This window comes from Pseudomonas sp. Ag1, assembly GCF_000278565.1.
GTDB lineage: Bacteria > Pseudomonadota > Gammaproteobacteria > Pseudomonadales > Pseudomonadaceae > Aquipseudomonas.
The window spans coordinates 1-26,800 of sequence record NZ_AKVH01000104.1 but is presented as its reverse complement, the minus strand read 5'-3'; the positions used below and the strand labels follow the sequence as shown (position 1 = coordinate 26,800).

At 55.1% G+C, this 26,800-nt stretch carries 31 protein-coding genes and 4 tRNA genes; all 35 read right to left on the bottom strand.

Annotation, left to right across the window (positions count from 1 at the left end):
* Nucleotides 1-4: 4 nt before the first annotated feature.
* Nucleotides 5-397 (bottom strand): 30S ribosomal protein S8, encoded by a 393-nt coding sequence (rpsH, locus tag A462_RS12200; RefSeq protein ID WP_003186040.1) that lies wholly within the window; start codon nt 395-397, stop codon nt 5-7.
* Nucleotides 398-605: 208 nt separating this feature from the next.
* The gene (gene rpsN, locus A462_RS12205) at nt 606-911 is read right to left on the bottom strand and encodes a 30S ribosomal protein S14 (RefSeq protein WP_003176414.1); all 306 of its coding nucleotides are present in this window, start codon (nt 909-911) and stop codon (nt 606-608) included.
* Nucleotides 912-924: 13 nt separating this feature from the next.
* On the bottom strand, nt 925-1,464 hold the full coding sequence (gene rplE, locus A462_RS12210) for a 50S ribosomal protein L5 (protein ID WP_003210069.1): 540 nt from the start codon (nt 1,462-1,464) through the stop codon (nt 925-927).
* 20 nt (nt 1,465-1,484) lie between these two features.
* Nucleotides 1,485-1,799 carry a 50S ribosomal protein L24 gene (rplX, locus tag A462_RS12215; RefSeq protein ID WP_007896770.1) on the bottom strand — a complete coding sequence of 105 codons (315 nt, stop codon included), beginning with the start codon at nt 1,797-1,799 and terminating at the stop codon, nt 1,485-1,487.
* 11 nt (nt 1,800-1,810) lie between these two features.
* A complete protein-coding gene (gene rplN, locus A462_RS12220) occupies nt 1,811-2,179 on the bottom strand; it encodes a 50S ribosomal protein L14 (protein ID WP_002555479.1) in 369 nt (122 codons plus the stop codon).
* 23 nt (nt 2,180-2,202) lie between these two features.
* Nucleotides 2,203-2,469 carry a 30S ribosomal protein S17 gene (gene rpsQ, locus A462_RS12225; protein ID WP_003176419.1) on the bottom strand — a complete coding sequence of 89 codons (267 nt, stop codon included), beginning with the start codon at nt 2,467-2,469 and terminating at the stop codon, nt 2,203-2,205.
* Nucleotides 2,470-2,471: 2 nt separating this feature from the next.
* The gene (gene rpmC, locus A462_RS12230) at nt 2,472-2,663 is read right to left on the bottom strand and encodes a 50S ribosomal protein L29 (RefSeq protein ID WP_002555481.1); all 192 of its coding nucleotides are present in this window, start codon (nt 2,661-2,663) and stop codon (nt 2,472-2,474) included.
* Complete coding sequence (gene rplP, locus A462_RS12235; RefSeq protein WP_003210075.1) at nt 2,663-3,076, bottom strand: 50S ribosomal protein L16; 414 nt, start codon at nt 3,074-3,076, stop codon at nt 2,663-2,665. Before rplP ends, rpmC begins: the two co-directional genes overlap by 1 nt.
* Nucleotides 3,077-3,088: 12 nt before the next feature.
* A complete protein-coding gene (gene rpsC / locus A462_RS12240) occupies nt 3,089-3,775 on the bottom strand; it encodes a 30S ribosomal protein S3 (RefSeq protein WP_003176422.1) in 687 nt (228 codons plus the stop codon).
* Between the two features lie 13 nt (nt 3,776-3,788).
* Nucleotides 3,789-4,121 carry a 50S ribosomal protein L22 gene (rplV, locus tag A462_RS12245; RefSeq protein ID WP_003210077.1) on the bottom strand — a complete coding sequence of 111 codons (333 nt, stop codon included), beginning with the start codon at nt 4,119-4,121 and terminating at the stop codon, nt 3,789-3,791.
* Nucleotides 4,122-4,134: 13 nt separating this feature from the next.
* A complete protein-coding gene (gene rpsS / locus A462_RS12250) occupies nt 4,135-4,410 on the bottom strand; it encodes a 30S ribosomal protein S19 (protein WP_002555486.1) in 276 nt (91 codons plus the stop codon).
* 16 nt (nt 4,411-4,426) lie between these two features.
* Nucleotides 4,427-5,251 (bottom strand): 50S ribosomal protein L2, encoded by an 825-nt coding sequence (gene rplB, locus A462_RS12255; RefSeq protein WP_003210080.1) that lies wholly within the window; start codon nt 5,249-5,251, stop codon nt 4,427-4,429.
* A gap of 14 nt (nt 5,252-5,265) precedes the next feature.
* Nucleotides 5,266-5,565 (bottom strand): 50S ribosomal protein L23, encoded by a 300-nt coding sequence (gene rplW, locus A462_RS12260; protein ID WP_002555488.1) that lies wholly within the window; start codon nt 5,563-5,565, stop codon nt 5,266-5,268.
* Nucleotides 5,562-6,164, bottom strand: coding sequence for a 50S ribosomal protein L4 (rplD, locus tag A462_RS12265; RefSeq protein ID WP_003210082.1), 603 nt, complete (start codon nt 6,162-6,164; stop codon nt 5,562-5,564). The genes rplW and rplD overlap by 4 nt, the downstream gene beginning before the upstream one ends.
* 12 nt (nt 6,165-6,176) lie before the next feature.
* A complete protein-coding gene (gene rplC, locus A462_RS12270; RefSeq protein WP_003194649.1) occupies nt 6,177-6,812 on the bottom strand; it encodes a 50S ribosomal protein L3 in 636 nt (211 codons plus the stop codon).
* A gap of 81 nt (nt 6,813-6,893) precedes the next feature.
* Nucleotides 6,894-7,205 carry a 30S ribosomal protein S10 gene (rpsJ, locus tag A462_RS12275; protein WP_003210084.1) on the bottom strand — a complete coding sequence of 104 codons (312 nt, stop codon included), beginning with the start codon at nt 7,203-7,205 and terminating at the stop codon, nt 6,894-6,896.
* 141 nt (nt 7,206-7,346) lie between these two features.
* Nucleotides 7,347-8,540, bottom strand: a complete 1,194-nt coding sequence (tuf, locus tag A462_RS12280) for an elongation factor Tu (protein ID WP_003210085.1) — start codon at nt 8,538-8,540, stop codon at nt 7,347-7,349.
* Between the two features lie 30 nt (nt 8,541-8,570).
* On the bottom strand, nt 8,571-10,676 hold the full coding sequence (fusA, locus tag A462_RS12285) for an elongation factor G (RefSeq protein WP_003210087.1): 2,106 nt from the start codon (nt 10,674-10,676) through the stop codon (nt 8,571-8,573).
* Between the two features lie 30 nt (nt 10,677-10,706).
* A complete protein-coding gene (gene rpsG / locus A462_RS12290; RefSeq protein ID WP_002555493.1) occupies nt 10,707-11,177 on the bottom strand; it encodes a 30S ribosomal protein S7 in 471 nt (156 codons plus the stop codon).
* Nucleotides 11,178-11,295: 118 nt separating this feature from the next.
* Nucleotides 11,296-11,667, bottom strand: a complete 372-nt coding sequence (gene rpsL / locus A462_RS12295; RefSeq protein ID WP_002555494.1) for a 30S ribosomal protein S12 — start codon at nt 11,665-11,667, stop codon at nt 11,296-11,298.
* A 216-nt stretch (nt 11,668-11,883) separates the two neighbouring features.
* Nucleotides 11,884-16,083, bottom strand: a complete 4,200-nt coding sequence (gene rpoC, locus A462_RS12300; RefSeq protein ID WP_003210090.1) for a DNA-directed RNA polymerase subunit beta' — start codon at nt 16,081-16,083, stop codon at nt 11,884-11,886.
* 64 nt (nt 16,084-16,147) lie between these two features.
* Nucleotides 16,148-20,221 (bottom strand): DNA-directed RNA polymerase subunit beta, encoded by a 4,074-nt coding sequence (gene rpoB / locus A462_RS12305; RefSeq protein ID WP_008436421.1) that lies wholly within the window; start codon nt 20,219-20,221, stop codon nt 16,148-16,150.
* Between the two features lie 220 nt (nt 20,222-20,441).
* Entirely contained in the window at nt 20,442-20,807 is a 366-nt protein-coding gene (gene rplL, locus A462_RS12310) for a 50S ribosomal protein L7/L12 (protein ID WP_003210093.1), read from the bottom strand.
* Between the two features lie 78 nt (nt 20,808-20,885).
* A complete protein-coding gene (gene rplJ / locus A462_RS12315) occupies nt 20,886-21,386 on the bottom strand; it encodes a 50S ribosomal protein L10 (RefSeq protein ID WP_003210095.1) in 501 nt (166 codons plus the stop codon).
* Between the two features lie 198 nt (nt 21,387-21,584).
* Entirely contained in the window at nt 21,585-22,280 is a 696-nt protein-coding gene (gene rplA / locus A462_RS12320) for a 50S ribosomal protein L1 (protein WP_003176434.1), read from the bottom strand.
* Entirely contained in the window at nt 22,280-22,711 is a 432-nt protein-coding gene (gene rplK, locus A462_RS12325; RefSeq protein WP_003210097.1) for a 50S ribosomal protein L11, read from the bottom strand. The genes rplA and rplK overlap by 1 nt, the downstream gene beginning before the upstream one ends.
* A gap of 117 nt (nt 22,712-22,828) precedes the next feature.
* Nucleotides 22,829-23,362, bottom strand: coding sequence for a transcription termination/antitermination protein NusG (gene nusG / locus A462_RS12330; RefSeq protein WP_003176436.1), 534 nt, complete (start codon nt 23,360-23,362; stop codon nt 22,829-22,831).
* A 9-nt stretch (nt 23,363-23,371) separates the two neighbouring features.
* Nucleotides 23,372-23,740, bottom strand: coding sequence for a preprotein translocase subunit SecE (secE, locus tag A462_RS12335; protein WP_003210099.1), 369 nt, complete (start codon nt 23,738-23,740; stop codon nt 23,372-23,374).
* A gap of 45 nt (nt 23,741-23,785) precedes the next feature.
* A tRNA-Trp gene (locus tag A462_RS12340) sits at nt 23,786-23,861 on the bottom strand.
* A 163-nt stretch (nt 23,862-24,024) separates the two neighbouring features.
* Nucleotides 24,025-24,100, bottom strand: a tRNA-Thr gene (locus A462_RS12345).
* Nucleotides 24,101-24,126: 26 nt separating this feature from the next.
* Nucleotides 24,127-24,200, bottom strand: a tRNA-Gly gene (locus A462_RS12350).
* 23 nt (nt 24,201-24,223) lie between these two features.
* Nucleotides 24,224-24,308 (bottom strand) — tRNA-Tyr (locus tag A462_RS12355).
* A gap of 143 nt (nt 24,309-24,451) precedes the next feature.
* Entirely contained in the window at nt 24,452-24,898 is a 447-nt protein-coding gene (locus tag A462_RS12360; protein ID WP_008436417.1) for a hypothetical protein, read from the bottom strand.
* Nucleotides 24,899-24,905: 7 nt separating this feature from the next.
* A complete protein-coding gene (locus A462_RS12365) occupies nt 24,906-25,655 on the bottom strand; it encodes a pantothenate kinase (protein ID WP_008436414.1) in 750 nt (249 codons plus the stop codon).
* Complete coding sequence (gene birA, locus A462_RS12370) at nt 25,645-26,604, bottom strand: bifunctional biotin--[acetyl-CoA-carboxylase] ligase/biotin operon repressor BirA (protein ID WP_003210105.1); 960 nt, start codon at nt 26,602-26,604, stop codon at nt 25,645-25,647. Before birA ends, A462_RS12365 begins: the two co-directional genes overlap by 11 nt.
* Between the last annotated feature and the right edge of the window lie 196 nt (nt 26,605-26,800).

Below are 26,800 nucleotides of genomic sequence, written 5' to 3'. Positions count from 1 at the left end.
CCCCTTAGAACACAGTGCAAAGAACTTCGCCGCCGACACCGGCAGCGCGCGCAGCACGATCCGTCATCACACCTTTGTTGGTGGAGACGATAGACACACCGAGACCGCCACGAACTTTTGGCAGATCATCAACGGACTTGTACTGACGCAGGCCTGGACGGCTAACGCGCTTCACTTCTTCGATGACCGGACGGCCTTCGAAGTACTTCAGCTCGATGGACAGCAGTGGTTTGATTTCGCTGCTGATCTGATAACCCGCAATGTAGCCTTCGTCTTTCAGGACTTTGGCAACAGCAACCTTCAACGTGGAAGATGGCATGCTTACGACGGACTTTTCAGCCATCTGGGCATTACGGATACGAGTTAGCATGTCCGCTAACGGGTCCTGCATACTCATGGCTAGACGCTCCTAATACAAAAAAATTAGCCTTGCGGCCATTACGTGTCGCCGAGAATCTCCGAGCACAAAACACACGGGCTCAGGCGAGCCGCGTATTTTAGACACACTCCGGAAATGAAACAAGCCCCAAAAGGGGCTTGTTCCAGATTCTAGGCCACCGGTGGTCAGTATCTTGCGATCCTGGCCACCGAGACTTCGAACGTACTTACCAGCTGGCTTTAACCAGACCTGGTACGTCACCACGCATTGCCGCTTCACGCAGTTTGTTACGGCCGAGGCCGAACTTGCGGTAAACGCCGTGTGGACGACCGGTCAGGCGGCAGCGGTTACGCATGCGCGAAGCGCTTGCGTCACGTGGCTGCTTCTGCAGAGCAACTGTAGCTTCCCAACGCGCTTCTGGACTTGCGTTCAGATCAACGATGATTGCTTTCAGTGCTGCACGCTTCTTGGCGTACTTGGCAACCGTGAGCTGACGCTTCAGCTCGCGGTTTTTCATGCTCATCTTGGCCATGGTCCTACTCCAATCAGTTGCGGAACGGGAATTTGAACGCACGCAGCAGAGCGCGGCCTTCATCATCGTTCTTGGCAGTGGTGGTCAGGGTGATGTCCAGACCGCGGAGAGCATCGATCTTGTCGTAGTCGATTTCCGGGAAGATGATCTGCTCTTTAACGCCCATGCTGTAGTTACCACGACCATCGAAGGACTTGGCATTCAGGCCGCGGAAGTCGCGGACCCGAGGCAGGGAGATCGACAGCAGACGATCCAGGAATTCGTACATACGCTCACGGCGCAGAGTCACTTTGACGCCGATCGGCCATCCTTCACGGACTTTAAAGCCAGCGATGGATTTGCGAGCGTAGGTCACAACGACTTTTTGGCCGGTGATCTTTTCCAGGTCAGCAACAGCGTGCTCGATGACTTTTTTGTCGCCGATCGCTTCGCCCAGACCCATGTTCAGGGTGATTTTGGTAACGCGCGGAACTTCCATCACGTTCGAAAGCTTAAGTTCTTCCTTAAGTTTCGGTGCGATTTCCTTCCGGTAAATCTCTTTTAGTCGTGCCATGGTCTTCTACCTAGCAGTGTTCAAGCATCAACCGCTTTTTGGGTCGACTTGAAGACACGAATTTTCTTACCGTCTTCTACTTTGAAACCAACGCGGTCAGCCTTGTTGGTTTCGCCGTTGAAGATGGCGACGTTAGAAGCGTGCAGTGGCGCTTCTTTCTCGACGATACCGCCTTGTACGCCCGACATCGGGTTAGGCTTGGTATGACGCTTGACCAGGTTCAGACCACCAACGACCAGACGGTCATCAGCAAGAACCTTCAGCACCTTACCGCGCTTACCTTTGTCTTTGCCGGCGATCACGATGATCTCGTCGTCACGACGAATCTTTTGCATGTCGGATCTCCTTACAGCACTTCTGGGGCGAGCGAGACGATCTTCATGAACTTCTCAGTACGAAGTTCACGGGTCACTGGCCCAAAGATACGGGTGCCGATCGGCTCTTGCTTGTTGTTCAGAAGAACAGCAGCGTTGCCATCAAAGCGGATAATGGAGCCATCTGCACGGCGTACGCCGTGACGAGTGCGGACTACAACAGCAGTCATCACTTGGCCTTTTTTCACTTTACCGCGAGGAATTGCTTCCTTCACGGTAACTTTGATGATGTCACCGATACCAGCGTAACGACGATGGGAGCCACCCAGCACCTTGATGCACATAACGCGGCGTGCGCCGCTGTTATCGGCCACATCGAGCATGGATTGAGTCTGAATCATATAATTTCTCCGACCCCTAGTCCTTAGACTTCCACAGCGCGTTCGAGAACATCAACCAGGGCCCAAGACTTGGTCTTGGCCAACGGACGAGTTTCACGAATAGTGACTTTGTCGCCGATGTGGCACTGGTTGGTTTCGTCGTGCGCGTGCAGCTTAGTCGAACGCTTAACGTATTTACCGTAGATCGGGTGCTTAACGCGACGCTCGATCAAAACGGTGATGGTTTTGTCCATCTTGTCGCTGACAACACGGCCAGTCAGCGTACGGACAGTCTTTTCGGCTTCAGCCATGATCACTTACCTGCCTGCTGGTTGAGCACAGTCTTCACGCGAGCAATGTCACGCTTAACTTGCGAGAGCAGATGAGACTGCCCCAACTGGCCAGTTGCTTTCTGCATACGCAGATTGAACTGGTCGCGCAGCAGGCCGAGCAGTTGCTCGTTCAGCTGCTGTGCGGATTTTTCACGAAGTTCATTCGCTTTCATCACATCACCGTCCGTTTAACAAAGGAGGTGGCGAGCGGCAGCTTTGCAGCAGCCAGGGCGAAAGCCTCACGCGCCAGCTCTTCAGTAACACCCTCGATTTCATACAGGACTTTGCCTGGCTGAATCTGGGCAACCCAATATTCCACGTTACCCTTACCTTTACCCATCCGAACTTCGAGGGGCTTTTTGGAGATAGGCTTGTCCGGGAATACACGGATCCAGATCTTGCCGCCACGTTTAACGTGACGGGTCAGTGCACGACGCGCTGACTCGATCTGACGAGCGGTGAGACGACCACGAGCTACAGACTTCAGCGCATATTCGCCGAAGCTGACTTTGCTACCGCGCTGAGCCAGACCACGGTTGTGGCCTGTCATCTGCTTGCGGAACTTCGTACGCTTTGGTTGCAACATTTGGCGTACCCCTTACTTAGCAGCTTTTTTACGAGGCGCTGGTGCTTGTGGTTTCAGTTCTTCTTGGCGACCACCAATTACTTCGCCTTTGAAGATCCAAACCTTTACACCGATCACACCGTAGGTGGTGTGAGCTTCGTAGTTGGCATAGTCGATGTCGGCACGCAGGGTGTGCAGTGGCACACGACCTTCGCGATACCATTCAGTACGTGCGATTTCAGCACCGCCGAGACGACCGCTCACTTGGATTTTGATGCCTTTGGCACCAATGCGCATGGCGTTCTGTACTGCGCGCTTCATAGCGCGACGGAACATAACGCGACGCTCCAGCTGCTGAGCTACGCTCTGCGCAACCAGCATACCGTCGAGCTCCGGCTTGCGGATCTCTTCGATATTGATGTGCACAGGCACACCCATTTGCTTGGTCAGGTCCTGACGCAGCTTCTCAACATCTTCACCTTTCTTCCCGATAACGATACCTGGACGAGCGGTGTGGATTGTGATACGTGCAGTTTGAGCAGGACGATGGATATCGATACGGCTCACGGACGCGCTTTTTAGTTTGTCTTGGAGATACTCACGCACCTTCAGATCAGCGAACAAGTAGTCCGCATAAGTCCGACCGTCTGCGTACCAGACGGAGGTGTGCTCCTTGACGATTCCCAGGCGAATGCCAATGGGATGTACTTTCTGACCCATCTCTTCGACTCCGTTACTTGTCAGCAACCTTGACAGTGATATGGCAAGACCGCTTGACGATGCGATCAGCTCGGCCTTTGGCACGAGGCATGATGCGCTTCAGCGAACGCCCTTCGTTGACGAAAACGGTGCTGACCTTCAGGTCATCAACGTCTGCGCCTTCGTTGTGCTCGGCGTTGGCTACGGCCGACTCCAGCACTTTCTTGATGATCTCGGCGGCTTTCTTACTGCTGAAAGCCAACAGGTTGAGCGCTTCGCCCACCTTCTTCCCGCGGATCTGGTCGGCGACCAAGCGGGCTTTCTGGGCGGAGATTCGAGCGCCCGACAACTTAGCGGCTACTTCCATCGTTCCTTACCCCTTAACGCTTGGCTTTCTTGTCTGCCACGTGCCCACGATATGTGCGGGTACCGGCAAACTCGCCTAGTTTGTGGCCGACCATGTCTTCGTTCACGAGAACTGGAACATGTTGACGACCGTTATGCACTGCAATGGTCAGACCGACCATTTGTGGCAGGATCATCGAACGACGCGACCAGGTTTTCACCGGTTTGCGATCGTTCTTTTCCGCCGCCACTTCGATCTTCTTCAGTAGGTGAAGATCAATAAAAGGACCTTTTTTCAGAGAACGTGGCACTGTCGTATCCCTCTATTTACTTGCGACGACGGACGATCATTTTGTCGGTACGCTTATTACCACGAGTCTTCGCGCCCTTAGTCGGGAAGCCCCATGGCGATACCGGATGACGACCACCAGAGGTACGACCTTCACCACCACCGTGTGGGTGGTCAACCGGGTTCATGGCAACACCACGAACGGTTGGGCGAACGCCACGCCAGCGTTTGGCACCAGCTTTACCCAGCGAACGCAGGCTGTGCTCGGAGTTCGAGACTTCGCCCAGGGTCGCACGGCATTCAGCCAATACTTTACGCATTTCACCAGAGCGCAGACGCAGGGTCACGTAGACACCTTCACGAGCGATCAGCTGAGCCGAAGCACCAGCGGAACGAGCGATTTGCGCGCCTTTACCCGGCTTCAATTCGATGCCGTGTACGGTGCTACCAACTGGAATGTTGCGCAGTTGCAGAGCGTTGCCCGGCTTGATCGGTGCCAAAGCACCTGCGATCAGCTGGTCACCAGCACTCACGCCTTTAGGGGCGATGATGTAGCGACGCTCGCCATCTGCGTACAGCAGCAGAGCGATGTGAGCAGTACGGTTTGGATCGTATTCGATACGCTCGACAGTGGCAGCGATGCCATCTTTGTCGTTGCGACGGAAGTCGACCAGACGATAATGCTGCTTATGGCCACCACCGATGTGACGAGTGGTAATACGACCATTGTTGTTACGACCACCAGTCTTCGATTTCTTCTCGAGCAGCGGTGCGTGAGGAGCGCCTTTATGCAGCTCCTGGTTGACCACCTTGACCACAAAACGGCGGCCAGGGGAAGTCGGTTTGCATTTAACGATTGCCATGATGCACCCCTTCCTTACTCAGCACTGCTGCTGAAATCGAGATCTTGGCCTGGCTGAAGGGAGATAACTGCCTTCTTCCAGTCATTACGCTTGCCCAGACCGCGAGCAGTGCGCTTGCTCTTACCCAGAACATTCAGGGTAGTAACACGCTCTACTTTCACGCTGAACAGGCTTTCGACGGCCTTCTTGATTTCCAGCTTGGTTGCGTCAGTTGCAACCTTGAAAACGAACTGGCCTTTCTTGTCAGCCAGAACCGTAGCCTTTTCGGAAACGTGCGGGCCAAGCAGAACTTTAAATACGCGTTCCTGGTTCATCCCAGCAGCTCCTCGAATTTCTTCACGGCCGACACGGTGATCAACACCTTGTCGTATGCGATCAGACTAACTGGATCGGAACCTTGCACGTCACGTACATCAACGTGTGGCAGGTTGCGAGCAGCCAGGTACAGGTTCTGATCAACAGCTTCAGACACGATCAGGACGTCAGTCAGGCCCATGCCGTTCAGCTTGTTCAGCAGATCTTTGGTTTTCGGCGCTTCAACAGCGAAGTCCTGAACCACGACCAGACGATCAGTACGCACGAGTTCAGCAAGGATGGAGCGCAGTGCTGCGCGATACATCTTCTTGTTGAGCTTCTGGGTGTGATCCTGTGGACGTGCTGCGAAAGTGGTACCGCCGCCACGCCAGATTGGGCTACGGATAGTACCGGCACGAGCGCGGCCAGTACCTTTCTGACGCCAAGGGCGCTTACCGCCACCACGAACGTCGGAACGGGTCTTTTGCTGCTTGCTACCTTGACGGCCGCCGGCCATGTAGGCCACGACTGCTTGGTGAACCAGCGTCTCGTTGAATTCGCCGCCAAATGTCAGTTCGGAAACTTCGATCGCTTGAGCGTCATTTACGTTTAATTGCATGTCAGCTTCCCCTTAACCGCGAGCCTTGGCCGCTGGACGTACAACCAGGTTGCCGCCAGTAGCGCCAGGAACAGCACCCTTGACCAACAACAGATTGCGTTCAGCGTCGACGCGCACTACTTCGAGGGACTGCACGGTCACGCGCTCAGCGCCCATATGACCGGACATTTTTTTGCCCTTGAATACACGACCAGGAGTCTGGCACTGGCCAATAGAGCCCGGGACGCGGTGGGAAACGGAGTTACCGTGAGTGTTGTCTTGGCCACGGAAATTCCAACGCTTGATCGTACCCTGGAAGCCTTTACCCTTGGACTGACCGGTTACATCAACCAGTTGACCAGCGGCGAAGATTTCAGCGTTGATCAGATCGCCAGCCTGGTAGTCGCCGTCTTCAAGACGGAACTCCATGACAGTACGACCAGCTGCAACGTTTGCTTTAGCGAAGTGACCTGCTTGAGCAGCAGTCACACGCGAAGCACGACGCTCGCCGACAGTGACTTGCACTGCACGATAGCCATCGGTTTCTTCAGTTTTAAACTGGGTGACGCGATTCGGTTCGATCTCAATGACCGTGACCGGAATGGAGACACCTTCTTCGGTGAAAATACGGGTCATACCGCATTTACGACCGACTACACCAATAGTCATGTTGTAAACCTCATGAGTGTACGGGGCTTTCACCCGCTATGGCCGCCCATTTCAGAGCGTTACACGACTAAGACCCAAGTCTTAGCCGAGGCTGATCTGTACTTCCACACCGGCCGCCAGATCAAGCTTCATAAGTGCATCAACGGTTTTATCCGTTGGCAGGACGATGTCCAGCACGCGCTTATGAGTACGGATCTCGTACTGGTCACGCGCGTCTTTGTTGACGTGCGGGGAGACCAGAACGGTGAACCGCTCTTTACGGGTAGGCAGTGGAATTGGACCACGCACTTGAGCACCAGTACGTTTCGCGGTTTCCACGATTTCCTGGGTGGATTGGTCGATCAGTTTGTGGTCAAAAGCCTTCAACCTGATACGAATTTGCTGATTTGCCATTGGATTTCAGACTCCGGCTGCTATTCCCAGCGAGCGCAACACGCCCGTTAAAAGGAGGCGCAATTCTATAGACGCCCCATATGGGTGTCAACTCAATAAAAAAGCCCCCGCTGAGCGGGGGCTTTTTCAAGTCATCACTTATTAAGCGATGATTTTGGCTACGACGCCAGCGCCGACGGTACGACCGCCTTCACGGATAGCGAAACGCAGACCATCTTCCATTGCGATGGTTTTGATCAGGGTGACAACCATTTTGATGTTGTCGCCTGGCATTACCATTTCAACGCCTTCCGGCAGTTCGCAGTTACCGGTCACGTCAGTGGTCCGGAAGTAGAACTGTGGACGGTAGCCTTTGAAGAACGGAGTGTGACGACCGCCTTCTTCTTTGCTCAACACGTACACTTCAGCTTCGAAGGTAGTGTGCGGCTTAACCGAACCTGGCTTGACCAGAACCTGGCCACGCTCAACGTCGTCACGCTTGGTACCACGCAGCAGAACGCCGCAGTTCTCGCCTGCACGACCTTCGTCGAGCAGTTTACGGAACATTTCAACACCGGTGCAGGTGGTGACGGTAGTGTCACGCAGACCAACGATTTCCAGTGGATCTTGAACCTTAACGATACCGCGCTCGATACGACCAGTCACAACAGTACCACGACCGGAGATCGAGAATACGTCTTCGATTGGCATCAGGAACGGCTTGTCGATAACACGAACTGGATCTGGGATGTAGCTGTCCAGAGTCTCAACCAGTTTACGAACGGCAGTGGTGCCCATTTCGTTGTCGTCAAGACCGTCCAGAGCCATACGAGCAGAACCGATGATGATCGGAGTGTCGTCGCCTGGGAAGTCGTAAGTGCTCAGCAGATCGCGCACTTCCATCTCAACCAGTTCCAGCAGCTCAGCGTCGTCTACCAGGTCAGCCTTGTTCAGGAAAACCACGATGTACGGAACGCCTACCTGACGGGACAGCAGGATGTGCTCACGGGTTTGTGGCATCGGACCATCAGCGGCCGAGCAAACCAGGATCGCGCCGTCCATCTGGGCAGCACCGGTGATCATGTTCTTCACATAGTCAGCGTGACCTGGGCAGTCAACGTGAGCGTAGTGACGGATCAGCGAGTTGTATTCAACGTGCGCGGTGTTGATGGTGATACCACGAGCTTTTTCTTCTGGTGCGCTGTCGATCTTGTCGAAGTCAACACGAGCCGAACCGAAAACTTCGGAGCAGACGCGAGTCAGAGCAGCGGTCAGAGTGGTTTTACCGTGGTCAACGTGGCCGATAGTGCCAACGTTTACGTGCGGTAGGGAACGATCAAATTTTTCTTTAGCCACGACAATTAACTCCTTGCCTAAAGGACTGAATCAGCCTTGTTTTTTGGATACAGTTTCAGCGATGTGCGCCGGAGCTGTGTTGTATTTTTTGAATTCCATAGAGTAGCTTGCGCGACCCTGAGACATGGAACGAACGTCGGTCGCATAACCGAACATCTCGCCCAACGGAACCTCGGCACGAATCACTTTGCCGGAAACCGTATCTTCCATACCCAAGATCATGCCGCGACGACGGTTAAGGTCGCCCATCACGTCACCCATGTAGTCTTCAGGCGTAACGACTTCTACTGCCATGATCGGCTCAAGCAACTCACCACCGCCCTTCTGGGCCAGTTGCTTGGTAGCCATGGAAGCAGCCACCTTAAACGCCATCTCGTTGGAGTCGACGTCGTGGTAAGAACCGTCAAAAACGGTCGCCTTCAGGCCGATGAGCGGATAGCCGGCAACAACACCGTTCTTCATCTGCTCTTCGATACCCTTCTGGATAGCCGGGATGTATTCCTTAGGAACAACACCGCCCACTACTTCGTTCACGAATTGCAGACCTTCCTGACCTTCATCAGCAGGAGCAAAACGGATCCAGCAATGGCCGAACTGGCCACGACCGCCGGACTGACGAACGAATTTGCCTTCGATTTCGCAGTTCTTCGTGATGCGCTCACGATAGGAAACCTGAGGCTTACCGATGTTGGCTTCGACGTTGAACTCACGGCGCATCCGGTCAACCAGGATGTCCAGGTGAAGCTCGCCCATGCCGGAGATGATCGTTTGACCAGTCTCTTCATCAGTCTTGACGCGGAAAGATGGATCTTCCTGAGCAAGCTTGCCCAGAGCGATACCCATTTTTTCCTGGTCATCCTTGGTCTTAGGCTCAACGGCAACCGAAATAACCGGCTCCGGGAAGTCCATGCGAACCAGGATGATTGGCTTGGCAGCGTCGCACAAGGTCTCACCAGTGGTGACGTCCTTCATGCCGATCAGGGCCGCGATGTCACCAGCGCGTACTTCCTTGATCTCTTCACGGGCGTTTGCGTGCATTTGCACCATACGACCCACACGCTCTTTCTTGCCTTTAACCGAGTTGATCACGCCGTCGCCGGAGGCCAACACGCCCGAGTAAACGCGGACGAAGGTCAAAGTACCCACGAATGGGTCAGTAGCGATCTTGAACGCCAGAGCCGAGAACGGCTCGCTGTCATCGGCGTGACGCTCCATCTCTTCTTCCTCGTTATCAGGGTTGGTACCCTTGATAGCAGGAATGTCGGTTGGAGCAGGCAGGTAGTCGATAACGGCGTCGAGAACCAGGGGAACACCCTTGTTCTTGAAGGAAGAACCGCAAACAGCCAGAACGATCTCACCAGCGATAGTACGCTGACGCAGAGCGGCCTTGATTTCCACGTTGGTGAGTTCTTCACCTTCGAGGTACTTGTTCATCAGCTCTTCGCTGGCTTCGGCAGCAGCCTCAACCATGTTGTTACGCCACTCGTCAGCCAGCTCCTGCAGTTCTGCAGGGATAGGCTTACGAACAGGAACCATGCCTTTGTCAGCGTCATTCCAGTAAACAGCTTCCATGTTGATCAGATCGATCTGACCCTGGAAGTTGTCTTCGGAACCGATAGCCAACTGGATTGGCACCGGAGTGTGACCCAGACGCTGTTTGATCTGACCGATCACGCGCAGGAAGTTGGCACCAGCACGGTCCATCTTGTTTACGTAAACAAGACGTGGAACGCCGTACTTGTTGGCCTGACGCCATACGGTTTCCGACTGAGGCTCAACACCCGAAGTACCGCAGAACACAACGACAGCGCCGTCGAGTACACGCAGGGAACGCTCAACTTCAATGGTGAAGTCTACGTGGCCCGGGGTATCGATTACGTTGAAGCGGTGCTCGTCCTTGTACTGCTTCTCGGAACCTTTCCAGAAGGCGGTAATAGCAGCAGAAGTAATGGTAATACCACGCTCCTGCTCCTGAACCATCCAGTCTGTGGTCGCGGCGCCGTCATGCACCTCGCCCATTTTGTGACTTTTGCCGGTGTAAAACAGTACGCGCTCGGTGGTGGTGGTTTTACCAGCATCCACGTGAGCAACGATACCGATGTTACGGTAGCGGCTAATCGGAGTAGTACGAGCCATAAAGCCCTCGCAAAATTAGTGAAGCTAGAATTAGAAGCGGTAGTGCGAGAAAGCTTTGTTGGCTTCAGCCATACGGTGCACGTCTTCACGCTTCTTAACAGCAGCACCTTTACCTTCAGCAGCGTCCAACAGTTCGCCAGCCAAACGCAGGGCCATAGACTTCTCGCCGCGCTTACGGGCGAAGTCTACCAACCAGCGCATTGCCAAAGCGTTACGACGGGACGGGCGAACTTCAACCGGAACCTGGTAAGTAGCACCGCCTACACGGCGCGACTTCACTTCGACCAGCGGAGCGATGGCGTCGAGAGCTTTCTCGAAGATTTCCAGGGGGTCGCTGTTCTTGCGTTCTTTAACCTTTTCCAGCGCGCCATAAACGATACGCTCGGCAACGGCTTTCTTGCCGCTTTCCATTACGTGGTTCATGAACTTGGCCAGGATTTGGCTTCCGTATTTTGGATCGTCAAGCACTTCGCGCTTGGCTGCTACGCGTCTTCTTGGCATGGATAAGCCCTCAAACGGTCTTCAGGTTCGCTCGGAATCGGTGCCCTTTCGGGACGCCTCCGACCTTACTCTTATCGACTCAGAAAATAAGATGATTCAGTTTTACAAAAAGCCGCTACTACTTAGGCTTCTTGGTACCGTACTTCGAACGACCCTGGTTACGACCTTTAACGCCGGAAGTATCCAAGGAGCCGCGTACGGTGTGGTAACGAACACCTGGCAAGTCTTTTACACGACCGCCGCGGATCAGTACCACGCTGTGCTCTTGCAGGTTGTGACCTTCACCGCCGATGTACGAGGAAACCTCGAAACCGTTGGTCAGGCGCACACGGCATACTTTACGCAGTGCCGAGTTAGGTTTTTTCGGCGTAGTGGTATACACGCGAGTGCATACGCCACGACGTTGCGGGCAGTTCTGCAGCGCAGGCACGTCGGATTTCTCGACGATACGCTTACGCGGCTGACGTACCAGCTGGTTGATAGTTGCCATCTACTAGCTCCACTGTTGTCTTGCGACGCTATTGTCTTGCAAGAAAAGCAAAATGGCAGGAACGAATTCCCGCCAAATTTAGGGGTACAAGAGTCTAAAGAGGATCTTGTCCCCAGTCAAGGCAAGGCCCCGACCTCCCCTTCCATCGAACCGGGACAAATCTGTCTCGATCCGACGAACGGGGCTGCCAGGGCCCGGTCTTATTTACCGCAGAACTCAGTTACCGCTTGAGTTCAGCGCTTCGGTCAGTGCAGCTTCCACTTCACTGGCGCTTACGCGCAACGGCTTGTCGAGTTCACGGCGACGCTTACGCTCGCTGTGGTAGGCCAAACCGGTACCGGCCGGGATCAGACGACCCACAACCACGTTTTCTTTCAGGCCGCGCAGGTAATCGCGCTTGCCGGTTACCGCTGCTTCGGTCAGTACGCGAGTGGTCTCCTGGAAGGAGGCCGCCGAGATGAACGACTCAGTGGACAGCGACGCCTTGGTGATACCCAGCAACACACGAGTGAACTTGGAAACGAATTTCTCGTCGTTCGCCAGGCGCTCGTTCTCTACCAGTACGTGAGTCAGTTCCATCTGGTCGCCCTTGATGAAACTCGAATCGCCGGATTCAGCGATTTCAACTTTACGCAGCATCTGACGCAGGATGGTCTCGATGTGCTTATCGTTGATCTTCACGCCTTGCAGACGGTAAACGTCCTGGATCTCGTTAACGATGTACTTGGCCAGCGCACTCACACCCAGCAGACGCAGGATGTCGTGTGGATCGCTCGGGCCGTCGGAGATAACTTCGCCGCGGTTTACCTGTTCGCCTTCGAAGACGTTCAGGTGACGCCACTTCGGAATCAGCTCTTCGTACGGATCGCTACCGTCGTTCGGGGTGATAACCAGGCGGCGCTTGCCCTTGGTCTCTTTACCGAACGCGATGGTGCCGCTGACTTCAGCCAGAATCGACGCTTCTTTCGGGCGACGAGCTTCGAACAAGTCGGCAACACGCGGCAGACCACCGGTGATGTCACGGGTCTTCGAAGTTTCTTGCGGGATACGAGCGATAACATCACCGATCGCGATCTTCGCACCATCCGCAACACCGACCAGGGCGTTGGCTGGCAGGAAGTACTGAGCGATAACGTCAGTGCCTGGCAGCAACAGATCCTTGCCGTTGTCATCAACCATCTTCACGGCAGGACGGATATCTTTGCCTGCAGCTGGACGATCTTTGGCGTCGAGTACTTCAATGTTGGTCATACCGGTCAATTCGTCAGTCTGACGCTTGATCGTGATGCCTTCTTCCATGCCCACGTAGGTCACGGTACCTTTCATTTCGGTAACGATTGGGTGAGTGTGCGGATCCCACTTGGCCACGATTGCGCCAGCGTCGACCTTGTCACCTTCTTTAACCGAAATCACAGCACCGTACGGCAGCTTGTAACGCTCGCGCTCACGACCGTAGTCATCAGCGATTGCCAGCTCACCGGAACGGGACACAGCAACCAGGTGGCCATCCACTCGCTCAACGTGCTTCAGGTTGTGCAGACGGACGGTACCGCCATTCTTCACCTGAACGCTGTCGGCTGCGGAGGTCCGGCTTGCCGCACCACCGATGTGGAACGTACGCATGGTCAGCTGGGTACCCGGCTCACCGATGGACTGGGCAGCGATAACGCCGACCGCTTCGCCGATGTTCACCTGGTGACCACGAGCCAAGTCACGGCCGTAGCACTTGGCGCAAATGCCATAGCGGGTTTCGCAGCTGATCGGCGAGCGAACAATCACTTCGTCGATGCTGTTGAGTTCGATGAACTCGACCCACTTCTCGTCTACCAGGGTGCCGGCAGGAACGATGACTTCCTCGGTACCTGGCTTGAATACGTCACGGGCGATTACTCGGCCCAATACGCGCTCACCCAACGGCTCTACAACGTCGCCGCCTTCGATGTGCGGAGTCATCAGCAGACCGTGTTCGGTGCCGCAGTCAACTTCAGTCACAACCAAGTCTTGCGCAACGTCTACCAGACGACGAGTCAGGTAACCGGAGTTAGCGGTTTTCAACGCGGTATCCGCCAGACCTTTACGAGCACCGTGAGTCGAGATGAAGTACTGAAGTACGCTCAAACCTTCACGGAAGTTCGCAGTAATCGGCGTTTCGATGATGGAACCGTCCGGCTTGGCCATCAGGCCACGCATACCGGCGAGCTGACGGATCTGCGCAGCAGAACCCCGTGCGCCCGAGTCGGCCATCATGTACATCGAGTTGAACGACTCTTGATCGACTTCCACGCCATGACGGTCGATAACACGCTCTTTCGAGAGGTTCGACATCATCGCCTTCGACACTTCGTCGTTGGCCTTGGACCAAAGGTCGATCACTTTGTTGTACTTCTCGCCCTGGGTTACCAGGCCGGAGGCGTACTGGCTTTCGATCTCTTTCACTTCATCGGTGGCAGCACCGATGATGGCGGCTTTCTCGTCCGGGATAACGAAGTCGTTAACACCGATGGAAACGCCGGAAATGGTCGAATAAGCAAAACCGGTGTACATCAACTGGTCAGCGAAGATAACGGTCTCTTTCAAACCAACCACGCGGTAGCACTGGTTGATCAGCTTGGAGATCGCCTTTTTCTTCATTGGCTGGTTGACCACGTCGTACGACAGGCCTGGTGGAACAACCTGGAACAACAGCGCACGGCCGACAGTGGTGTCGACAATACGGGTGTTCTTGACGCTGCCACCGTCACGATCGTTGATGGTTTCGTGGATGCGGACTTTAACCTTGGCGTGCAGTGCGGCTTCGCCGGCACGGAACACACGGTCAACTTCCTGCAGATCCGCGAACACACGACCTTCGCCCTTGGCGTTGATCGCTTCACGAGTCATGTAGTACAGACCCAATACAACGTCCTGCGACGGAACGATGATTGGCTCACCGTTGGCTGGCGACAGAATGTTGTTGGTCGACATCATCAACGCACGCGCTTCCAGCTGGGCTTCCAGCGTCAGCGGTACGTGCACGGCCATTTGGTCGCCGTCGAAGTCGGCGTTGTACGCAGCACAGACCAGAGGGTGCAGCTGGATAGCCTTACCTTCGATCAGTACCGGTTCAAACGCCTGGATACCCAGACGGTGAAGGGTCGGTGCACGGTTGAGGAGAACCGGGTGTTCACGGATCACTTCAGCGAGAACGTCCCAAACCTCAGGCAGTTCGCGCTCGACCATTTTCTTGGCGGCCTTGATGGTAGTCGCGAGACCACGCATTTCAAGCTTGCCGAAAATGAACGGCTTGAACAGCTCGAGAGCCATCTTCTTCGGCAGACCGCACTGGTGCAGACGCAGGGTCGGGCCTACGGTAATTACCGAACGACCGGAGTAGTCAACACGCTTACCGAGCAAGTTCTGACGGAAACGACCTTGCTTACCCTTGATCATGTCAGCCAGGGATTTCAGAGGACGCTTGTTCGAACCGGTGATAGCGCGGCCACGACGACCGTTGTCGAGCAGGGCATCGACAGCTTCTTGCAACATACGCTTTTCGTTGCGCACGATGATGTCCGGAGCGGACAGGTCGAGCAGACGCTTCAAGCGGTTGTTACGGTTGATCACGCGACGGTACAGGTCGTTGAGGTCGGAAGTCGCGAAGCGACCGCCATCCAACGGCACCAGCGGACGCAGGTCTGGCGGCAGAACCGGCAGAACGGTCAGCACCATCCACTCTGGCAAGTTGCCGGAACCCTGGAAGGCTTCCATCAACTTCAGACGCTTGGACAGTTTCTTGATCTTGGTTTCGGAGTTGGTTTGCGGAATTTCTTCACGCAGACGGCCAATCTCGTGTTCCAGGTCGATAGCGTGCAGCAGTTCGCGGACAGCTTCGGCACCCATGCGGGCATCGAAATCGTCGCCGAACTCTTCCAGCGCTTCGAAGTACTGCTCGTCGTTCAGCAGCTGACCCTTTTCAAGGGTGGTCATGCCTGGATCGATAACGACATAGCTCTCGAAGTAGAGAACGCGCTCGATATCACGCAGGGTCATGTCCATCAGCAAGCCGATACGGGACGGCAGTGATTTCAGGAACCAGATGTGGGCAACCGGCGAAGCCAGCTCGATGTGCGCCATGCGCTCACGACGAACCTTGGCCAGTGCAACTTCAACGCCACACTTCTCGCAGATCACACCACGGTGCTTCAAGCGCTTGTACTTACCGCACAGGCACTCGTAATCCTTTACCGGGCCAAAGATCTTGGCGCAGAACAGGCCGTCACGCTCTGGTTTGAACGTACGGTAGTTGATGGTTTCCGGCTTTTTAACTTCACCGAACGACCACGAACGGATCATCTCAGGCGATGCCAACCCAATACGGATGGCGTCGAACTCTTCGACTTGACCCTGGTTTTTCAGCAAATTCAGTAGGTCTTTCAAGGCCTTTCCTCCTGGCGGAGCAGAGAGCGGGCTAAACAGCCCCGCTCTCGATTCGCGTCACGTGTTATTCGGTTTCCAGATCGATATCGATGCCGAGGGAACGAATTTCTTTGATCAACACGTTGAAAGACTCGGGCATGCCCGGCTCCATACGGTGATCGCCGTCCACGATGTTTTTGTACATCTTGGTCCGACCGTTCACATCGTCCGACTTCACTGTGAGCATTTCTTGCAGAGTGTAAGCAGCACCGTATGCTTCCAGTGCCCAGACCTCCATCTCCCCGAAACGCTGACCACCGAACTGAGCCTTACCACCCAGCGGCTGCTGGGTAACCAGGCTGTACGAACCGGTAGAACGAGCGTGCATCTTGTCGTCTACCAAGTGGTTCAGCTTCAGCATGTACATGTAGCCAACAGTAACCGGGCGCTCAAACTTGTTGCCGGTACGGCCGTCGAACAGCTGCATCTGGCCGCTTTCTGGCAGGTCTGCCAGTTTCAGCATGGCCTTGATTTCGCTTTCCTTGGCACCGTCGAACACCGGGGTAGCCATTGGAACGCCGCCGCGCAGGTTCTTCGCCAGATCCAGGATTTCCTGGTCGGAGAAGGTGTCCAGCTCTTCGTTGCGACCGCCGATCTCGTTGTAGATCTCGTGCAGGAACTTGCGCAGGTCTGCGACCTTGCGCTGCTCTTCGATCATACGGTTGATCTTCTCGCCCAGACCTTTGGCCGCGAGGCCCAGGTGGGTTTCAAGGATCTGACCAACGTTCATACGCGAAGGTACGCCCAACGGGTTGAGGACGACATCGACCGGGGTGCCATTGGCATCGTGCGGCATGTCTTCAACCGGCATGATCACGGAGACCACACCTTTGTTACCGTGACGACCGGCCATCTTGTCGCCCGGCTGGATGCGGCGACGGATTGCCAGGTAAACCTTGACGATTTTCAGCACGCCTGGAGCCAGGTCATCGCCCTGCTGCAGTTTGCGCTTCTTGTCTTCGAACTTGTCGTCCAGCAGACGGCGACGATCGACGATGTAGGCCTGGGCCTTCTCGAGCTGCTCGTTCAGAGCATCTTCAGCCATGCGCAGTTTGAACCACTGCCCGTGCTCAAGACCGTCGAGTACTTCGTCGGTGATGTCCTGACCTTTCTTCAGACCTGCGCCGCCTTCAGCCTTGTGGCCTACCAGGGCGGAACGCAGACGTTCGAAGGTCGCGCCTTCAACGATACGGAACTCTTCGTTCAGATCCTTGCGGATCTCGTCGAGTTGGGTCTTCTCGATGGACAGCGCACGAGCATCACGCTCAACGCCGTCACGGGTGAAGACCTGTACGTCGATGACAGTGCCCTTGGTACCGGTAGGTACACGCAAGGAAGTGTCTTTAACGTCGCTGGCTTTTTCACCGAAGATGGCACGCAACAGCTTCTCTTCCGGAGTCAGTTGGGTCTCGCCTTTCGGAGTGACCTTCCCTACCAGAATGTCGCCTGCGCCAACTTCAGCACCTACGTAAACGATACCGGCTTCGTCCAGCTTGTTCAGTGCAGCTTCACCCACGTTCGGGATGTCTGCAGTGATTTCCTCTGGCCCAAGCTTGGTGTCACGCGCCACACAGGTCAGTTCCTGAATGTGGATCGTGGTGAAGCGATCTTCCTGAACCACACGCTCGGACAGGCAGATGGAGTCTTCGAAGTTGTAACCGTTCCAGGCCATGAACGCGATGCGCATGTTCTGACCCAGTGCCAGCTCACCCATATCGGTGGACGGACCGTCTGCCATGATGTCGCTGCGCTGAACCCGATCACCCTTGCTGACCAGCGGACGCTGGTTGATGCAGGTGTTCTGGTTGGAGCGGGTGTACTTGGTCAGGTTGTAGATGTCGACACCGGCTTCGCCAGTTTCAACTTCGTCATCGGCAACACGAACCACGATACGGCTGGCATCAACGGAGTCGATCACGCCGCCACGACGAGCCACGACGCAAACGCCGGAGTCACGGGCTACGTTACGCTCCATGCCGGTACCTACCAGCGGCTTGTCAGCGCGCAGGGTCGGTACAGCTTGACGCTGCATGTTGGAACCCATCAACGCACGGTTGGCGTCATCGTGTTCCAGGAACGGGATCAGCGACGCTGCAACCGAAACTACCTGCTTCGGCGATACGTCCATCAAGGTGACGTCTTCCGGCGCCTTGACGGTGAACTCGTTCAAGTGACGAACAGCTACCAGCTCGTCGATCAGCATTTTCTTGTCGTTCATCGTGGCCGAAGCCTGAGCGATCACGTGATCAGCTTCTTCGATGGCGGACAGGAACACGATCTCGTCGGTGACCAGCGCGTCTTTCACCACGCGGTACGGGCTCTCGAGGAAGCCATACTGGTTGGTGCGCGCATAGGCAGCCAGGGAGTTGATCAGACCGATGTTCGGACCTTCCGGCGTTTCAATCGGGCATACACGACCGTAGTGAGTCGGGTGTACGTCACGAACTTCAAAGCCTGCACGCTCACGAGTCAGACCGCCCGGGCCCAGTGCGGAAACACGGCGCTTGTGGGTGATCTCGGAAAGCGGGTTGTTCTGGTCCATGAACTGCGAGAGCTGGCTGGAACCGAAGAACTCTTTCACCGCCGCTGCCACTGGCTTGGCGTTGATCAGGTCTTGCGGCATCAGGCCTTCGCTTTCGGCCATCGACAGACGCTCTTTGACCGCACGCTCAACACGTACCAGGCCAACGCGGAACTGGTTCTCGGCCATTTCGCCTACGCAGCGAACACGACGGTTACCCAGGTGGTCGATGTCATCGACGATGCCTTTGCCGTTACGGATGTCGACCAGGGTCTTCAGTACCGCGACGATGTCTTCCTTGCACAGCACGCCCGAACCTTCGATCTCGGTACGACCGATACGACGGTTGAACTTCATCCGGCCGACCGCAGACAGGTCATAGCGCTCAGGGCTGAAGAACAGGTTGTTGAACAGGGTCTCGGCAGCGTCTTTGGTTGGTGGCTCGCCAGGACGCATCATGCGATAGATCTCGACCAGCGCTTCCAATTGGTTGCTGGTGGAGTCGATCTTCAGGGTGTCGGAGACGAACGGGCCGCAGTCGATGTCGTTGGTGTACAGGGTCTCGATGCGAACAACCTGGGACTTGGCGATTTTCGCCAGGATCTCGGTGTTCAGCTCGGTGTTGCATTCAGCCAGGATTTCGCCGGTGGCCGGGTGCACGATGACCTTGGCGGTGGTGCGACCCAGGACGTAGTCCAGAGGCACTTCCAGCGTCTTGATACCGGCTTTTTCGATCTGGTTGATGTGGCGCGCGGTAATACGGCGGCCGGCTTCAACGATGACCTTGCCTTTGTCGTCCTGGATGTCCAGAACGGCAATCTCACCACGCAGGCGCTGAGGCACCAGCTCCAGGCTGAGGGTTTCGCCGCTCAGGTGGAATACGTTAGTGGTGTAGAAAGCGTCCAGCACTTGCTCAGTGGTATAGCCGAGCGCGCGCAGCAGTACCGAGGCCGGCAGCTTGCGACGACGGTCGATACGCACGAACACGCAGTCTTTCGGATCGAACTCGAAGTCCAACCACGAACCGCGGTACGGAATGATCCGCGCGGAGTACAGGAGCTTGCCGGAGCTGTGCGTCTTGCCGCGGTCGTGGTCAAAGAACACGCCCGGGGAACGGTGCAGCTGGGAAACGATAACGCGCTCGGTACCGTTGATAACGAAGGTACCGTTCTCAGTCATCAGGGGGATTTCACCCATGTAGACTTCTTGCTCTTTGATGTCCTTGATCGCTTTGTTCGACGACTCTTTGTCGAAGATGATCAGACGGACTTTTACCCGCAAAGGTACGGCGTACGTAACACCGCGCAACACGCATTCTTTGACATCAAATGCCGGTTCGCCCAGGCGATAACCGACGTACTCCAGCGCAGCATTGCCGGAGTAGCTGATGATCGGGAAAACGGATTTGAAGGCCGCATGCAGGCCCACGTCGCGGAACTGATCTTTGGTCGCTCCCGCCTGCAAGAATTCACGATACGAATCCAGCTGGATAGCCAGAAGGTACGGGACATCCATGACGTCCGGCAACTTGCTAAAGTCCTTGCGGATACGTTTTTTCTCAGTATATGAGTAAGCCATCAGCGTTCCCCAGCTTGGTCACCTGCTTGTTTGGCCCCTCCCGACGGGAGCAGCCAGAAAATCTTGCAAACCCCATGGTTTGCGCCACCGCATCGGGTGGTTACAGCGCGTTATAGGCGACGACCGAGTCGATTGCCAATAACGGAAAAAGGCCGGTGGCAAGAGCCACCAGCCATCAGCCTTCAGCTTAACGCTTGGGCTGGAGACGCAAGGTCGATGCTTACTTCAGCTCGACTTTAGCGCCTGCTTCTTCCAGCACTGCTTTAGCTTTGTCAGCTGCGTCTTTCGACACTGCTTCCAGAACCTGGGCAGGGGCGCCGTCAACTACTGCCTTGGCTTCTTTCAGGCCCAGACCGGTCAGTTCACGTACTGCCTTGATCACGTTTACTTTCTTCTCGCCAGCTTCCAGCAGCATGACGTTGAATTCGGTTTGCTCTTCAGCAGCAACAGCGGCAACAGCTGGGCCAGCCGAAGCAGCGGCAGCGGAAACACCGAATTTTTCTTCGAAAGCTTTGATCAGCTCAACAACCTGCAGAACCGACATTTCAGCTACGGCGTTGAGGATATCGTCTTGGGAGATAGACATTGCTGTAATTCCTGAATTGGGGGACGGCCTACGCGGCCATCGAAATAAACAAAAATACGCGAGAGGAGATGCTCAGCCTTAGGCTGCGGCAGCTTCTTTTTGCTCGCGAACTGCGGCCAGAGTACGAGCCAACTTGCTGGTAGCGCCTTGAATCACGCTCATCAGCTGAGAAATAGCTTCGTTACGGGTCGGCAGTGTTGCCAGTACGTCGATTTGGTTAGCTGCGAGGAACTTGCCCTCGAACGCAGCTGCCTTGATCTCGAACTTATCCTGACCCTTGGCGAATTCCTTGAACAAACGGGCAGCAGCGCCAGGATGTTCCTTGGAGAACGCAATCAGGGTCGGGCCGGTGAACACGTCGTTGAGGACACTGTATTCAGTGTCAGCAACAGCGCGCTTGAGCAGGGTGTTACGTACAACACGTACGTATACGCCAGCTTCACGAGCCTCTTTACGGAGTCCGGTCATAGCGCTTACTGTCACACCACGGGCATCAGCCACGACAGCGGACAGAGCAGCTTTGGCAGCCTCGTTGACTTCAGCGACGATGGCCTTCTTGTCTTCGAGATTAATTGCCACGGGTTTAACTCCTGCTTGTTACCGTTTCATCTGGCCTGGGCCGGATGTCGTTTTGGTGTCTGATTCGGTAAGGAACCGGGAGCACCATCTGCGTAGGCTTGTGGTTTAAGACTTGCGTCGCCTACGGTCTTGGATAGCCCCCGCCAGGCAGGGACCCCAATCTTTCAATTGGCGCAATTACTTGCGCCAATTTGTGTCTTATACGTCCAGCGAGCCTTGGTCGATGACCAGACCTGGGCCCATAGTGGTGCTCAGGGTAACGCGCTTGACGTAGATACCTTTCGAGGAAGCTGGCTTGATACGCTTCAGATCAGCGATCAGGGCTTCAACGTTTTCCTTCAGCTTGACGGCATCAAAGCCGACTTTGCCAACGGAGGTGTGAATGATGCCGTTTTTGTCGGTGCGATAACGAACCTGACCAGCCTTGGCGTTTTTAACCGCGGTAGCTACGTCTGGAGTCACGGTGCCGACTTTAGGGTTAGGCATCAGACCACGTGGACCAAGGATCTGACCCAGCTGACCTACAACGCGCATTGCATCCGGGGAAGCAATTACGACGTCATAGTTCAGGTCGCCGCCTTTCATTTCGGCAGCCAGGTCGTCCATGCCAACGCGATCGGCGCCGGCGGCCAGAGCAGCTTCAGCTGCTGGGCCTTGGGTGAAGACAGCTACACGTACGGTCTTGCCAGTACCGTGTGGCAGCACAGTAGCGCTACGAACGACCTGGTCGGATTTACGTGGGTCAACGCCCAGGTTTACAGCAACGTCAACAGACTCGCTGAACTTGACAGTCGACAGCTCGGTCAGCAGAGCAGCAGCGTCTACAAAATTGTAGGACTTGCCCGCTTCGATTTTGCCGGCGATAGCCTTTTGGCGCTTGGTCAGCTTAGCCATTACACACCCTCCACGTTAAGGCCCATGCTACGAGCAGAACCGGCGATGGTACGCACGGCTGCATCCATATCAGCTGCAGTCAGATCCGCGTTTTTGGTTTTCGCGATTTCTTCCAGCTGAGCACGGGTCACGGTGCCAACCTTAACGGTGTTAGGACGAGCGGAACCGCTAGTCAGACCAGCAGCTTTCTTCAACAGAACCGAAGCCGGGGTCGACTTGGTTTCGAAGGTGAAGCTACGGTCGCTGTATACAGTGATGATCACTGGAGTCGGCAGACCTGGCTCAATACCCTGAGTACGGGCGTTGAAGGCCTTGCAGAATTCCATGATGTTCACGCCGTGCTGACCCAGAGCTGGACCAACAGGTGGGCTTGGGTTGGCCTGAGCGGCCTTCACTTGCAGCTTGATGTAAGCGGTAATCTTCTTGGCCATGAGGCACTCCAATTACGGGTTCGAACGCCTCGAAAGGCTCCCCGGTTACTTGCGCGTTTATCCCAGTGACGACAAAACCCCACAGCCTAAGGCTGCGGGGTTGGGATGCTTGCTCAGCTAGACTTTTTCGACCTGGCTGAACTCTAGCTCTACCGGAGTAGAGCGACCGAAAATGAGCACTGCCACTTGGATCCGGCTCTTTTCGTAGTTAACTTCTTCGACGGTGCCGTTAAAATCAGCGAACGGACCATCTGTGACACGAACAACCTCACCCGGCTCGAACAACGTCTTCGGCTTGGGCTTGTCGCTACCATCAGCAACGCGACGCAGAATTGCTTCTGCTTCTTTGTCAGTGATCGGAGCAGGCTTATCAGCGGTACCGCCGATGAAACCCATGACGCGAGGAGTGTCCTTGACCAAGTGCCAAGTACCCTCATTCATGTCCATTTGAACCAGCACGTAGCCAGGGAAGAACTTACGTTCGCTTTTGCGTTTCTGGCCATTACGCATTTCAACCACTTCTTCAGTGGGAACCAGAATTTCGCCGAAGCCATCTTCCATGCCTGCCAGCTTTACGCGCTCTAGCAAAGAGCGCATGACATGCTTCTCGTAACCCGAGTAAGCATGCACAACGTACCAACGCTTAGCCACGGGACACCCTTAGCCAACAATCAAGGAAACAAGCCAGCCGAGCAGGGAATCAAGCCCCCACAACAGCAACGCCATAACCAGAACAACAGCTACCACGATCAACGTGGTCTGCGTGGTTTCTTGGCGAGTCGGCCAAACGACTTTACGGATCTCGGTACGAGCTTCCTTCACCAGGACCGCAAACGACTTGCCTTTTGCAGTCTGCAGGCCAACAAAGGCAGCAACAGCAGCAAGGGCGAGCAATGCGAGGACACGGTACAGGATTGGCGACCCAGAGTAGTACTGGTTACCAACAACGCCTACAACCACAACAGCGACTACTACAAGCCACTTGAGCAGATCGAAGCGAGAGCCTTGAGCTTCAGCCTTAGGAGTCATCTATGAAGATCCTGTGAAAAGAAAGCCAGACACACCAAGTGAATCTGGCAGGTCAGGAGGGAATCGAACCCCCAACCTACGGTTTTGGAGACCGTCGCTCTGCCAATTGAGCTACTGACCTAAAACAAAATCAGGCCGACAATTATGCCGATCTGAAAAAGACTTTACAACAACAAACCCCTGCAGACCTGAAACCCACCCAAACAAAACAGCGAAAGAGGGCATATTCAACCGGAGGTAGCTGTTAAAACAAAGGCAGATATTTTCATATCTGCCTTGTTATATGGAGCTCTTGAGCGGATTTGAACCGCTGACCTCACCCTTACCAAGGGTGTGCTCTACCAACTGAGCTACAAGAGCGAAAAAACTTGCACAACCTGCAAACTTGGAGCGGGTAGCGGGAATCGAACCCGCATCATCAGCTTGGAAGGCTGAGGTTCTACCACTAAACTATACCCGCGGAGCTTGCAGCTCACGCTAAAATGGTGGAGGGGGAAGGATTCGAACCTTCGAAGTCGTAGACGTCAGATTTACAGTCTGATCCCTTTGGCCGCTCGGGAACCCCTCCTAAGCGAGCCGGCATTCTACATCATGCCAGCCTTCTGTCAAGCATTTTCTCATTAAAAAATATGAGGTTAGCTGCGTTGACCTTCGCTTCACCCTGTCGACCTAGAAGGTCTTCACTGCGAAGCGGGCGCCATTCTATGCAAACTATTCGAAGGTTGCAATGCCTTCGCACGGCATTATTTTATGTTTTAACTCATTGAATTCATTAACAAGGTTTTCAAAGGGCAGATCATCGGCCAGACGCCTGCTTTCAGGGGCCACTCGCAGCCAATATCCCGACGCATCAGGCAGGTTCAGAGACTGCAGCCTGACCTTGATATCCAGGCTCGTGAGGCGCTGCTCAACGGATTGAGCCTCTTTCTGATCAGGCAAACCGCCGATATACAAGCACATCGCCTGCGCATCAGGCGCTTTTGCCCTGTCTCGCCGAACCATCGCATCAGCCGATTCGCTCAACAGGCGGATATCTTGCTGAGAACCACGATAGAGAGCCAAAGGCGTGACATCTTTAGCGCGCAGAGGGGCCTCCTGCTGATGCCAGATGTAATAGAAGACATTGAGGACCAGCAAAAGCAGAAACAGCCAACGCATAAAAACCTCAGGACAAAGGGCACGCCATCGCCAAGCCAACAAAAACCAGATCAGGGACAAGCCTACCGTGAGGCACAGCGTCAGCCACGAGCTCAGCGTCCCCACCGGTAAGGAAGACGGTAAAATCGCTCCCCCAATAGCTTCGAGCCAACTCCAGCTGGGTCAACACAAAACCCCTCAGCATGAGCGTACAGCCGCGCTCTACCGCCTCCACAGTTGTGCGCCCTGGAGACAGCGCCTCAAGAGCCCGTTCAGCGGCGATATCGTCATAGCGTATTTTGCGGGTATGTGTTCGAAGCTGATTACGCATCAGCGGCATCCCCGGACAAATGAAACCGCCGAGATGCTCACCGTCTGCGGAAATGAAGTCCGCTGTTGCGGCGGTGCCAAAATCGAGCACCAGGCACGCGCCCGACGCCAGCTGAAACCCACCCAGCATCGCGAGCCAACGATCCAGTCCCAGGCGCTCGAAATCTTCGTACCCGTTCCGCACCCCACCCATCTGCCTCGCCGAAGCAGCACACAGCACCTTGACGCCAAATGCCTCGACCAGGGTAGCGACCAGTTGACTTGTCTCATCCGAAGCGCGAACACTCACCAGCCGGCAGTCTTTTAACGCGAGCCCCGGGAGCGCGAACAGGCTGTCGATCAGCGAGGCATCAGACCCAACGACACCTTCGGCAAAGATACGAGCCTTATCCGACTCAAGTACCCGCCATTTGATAAAGCTATTCCCACAGTCGAGCTCAAGAATCATCACGCAACCTCAGGCTTAGCTCACCACCGCTATATACTTTCTCAACACCATCCACGCTCAACCGCAATGCACCTTGCCCATCGACCCCCAGCACCACGCCGTCAATCTGGTTCACGCCCGCGATGAGCGATACAGGCCGGCCCTGCCATAAATGGCTTTGCTCCCACTCACCCTGAATTGCCGAAAAGCCAGATGCCTGGTGACGCTCAAGATAAGCCTGCAGCTGCACTCCAAGACGCGCTACCAGGTAGTTGCGATCAACAGCACTGCCGCTCTCCAACTGTACGGAGCTCCATTGCTGATCGACCTCATCCGCCTTCTGCATGTTCACGTTGATGCCGATACCAATAACGACGTGACAGACGTCAGCGGGATCCCCGACCAGTTCCAGGAGAATTCCGGCGATCTTTTTCTGCCCGACCAAAACGTCATTTGGCCACTTCAACCCTGCACCACGAACACCCGCGTCGCGCAGCGCCTGCATAACTGCAAGTCCGACCACCAGGCTTAGCCCTTCCAACTGACGCATGCCGCCTTCGATCCGCATCACAAGGCTGTAGTAGACGTTTTGAGCGAAAGGACTGACCCACTTTCGTCCGCGCCTTCCCCTGCCTGCAGTTTGCTGTTCTGAAAGCACAAGAAATGGCGCAGTGCGACCCGATTCAATCAGCCGCAATGCCTCGGCATTGGTAGAGTCAATGGAGTCAGAGATATGAACAGGCCATGCAGGAACAGGTACATGCCGAGCTATTTCATCGGCACTTAACAGTATCAGGGGCGCAGCCAACTGATACCCCCTGCCGCGCACTTTATGGATAGGTAGACCCAATTCCGCCTCGAGATGCTGAAGCTGCTTCCATACAGCACTGCGACTGACACCCAAGGCAGCACCGAGCGCCTCCCCGGAGTGGAATCGACCATCTTTTAGAAGTTTCAACAACGTCAGCATGCAGGTCTCGCCTCACAATGAGGCACGCATGATAGCCATGCATTAGGCCATTGCATAGAAAGGCAGGACGTTAGCATTGAAGATGCTTGAAATTCGACCGCCCAAATTTTCCGACCGCCCAAAACAAAACCCCTGACTGCATAAGCAATCAGGGGTTCTGGAATTTAATCTTGACGATGACCTACTCTCACATGGG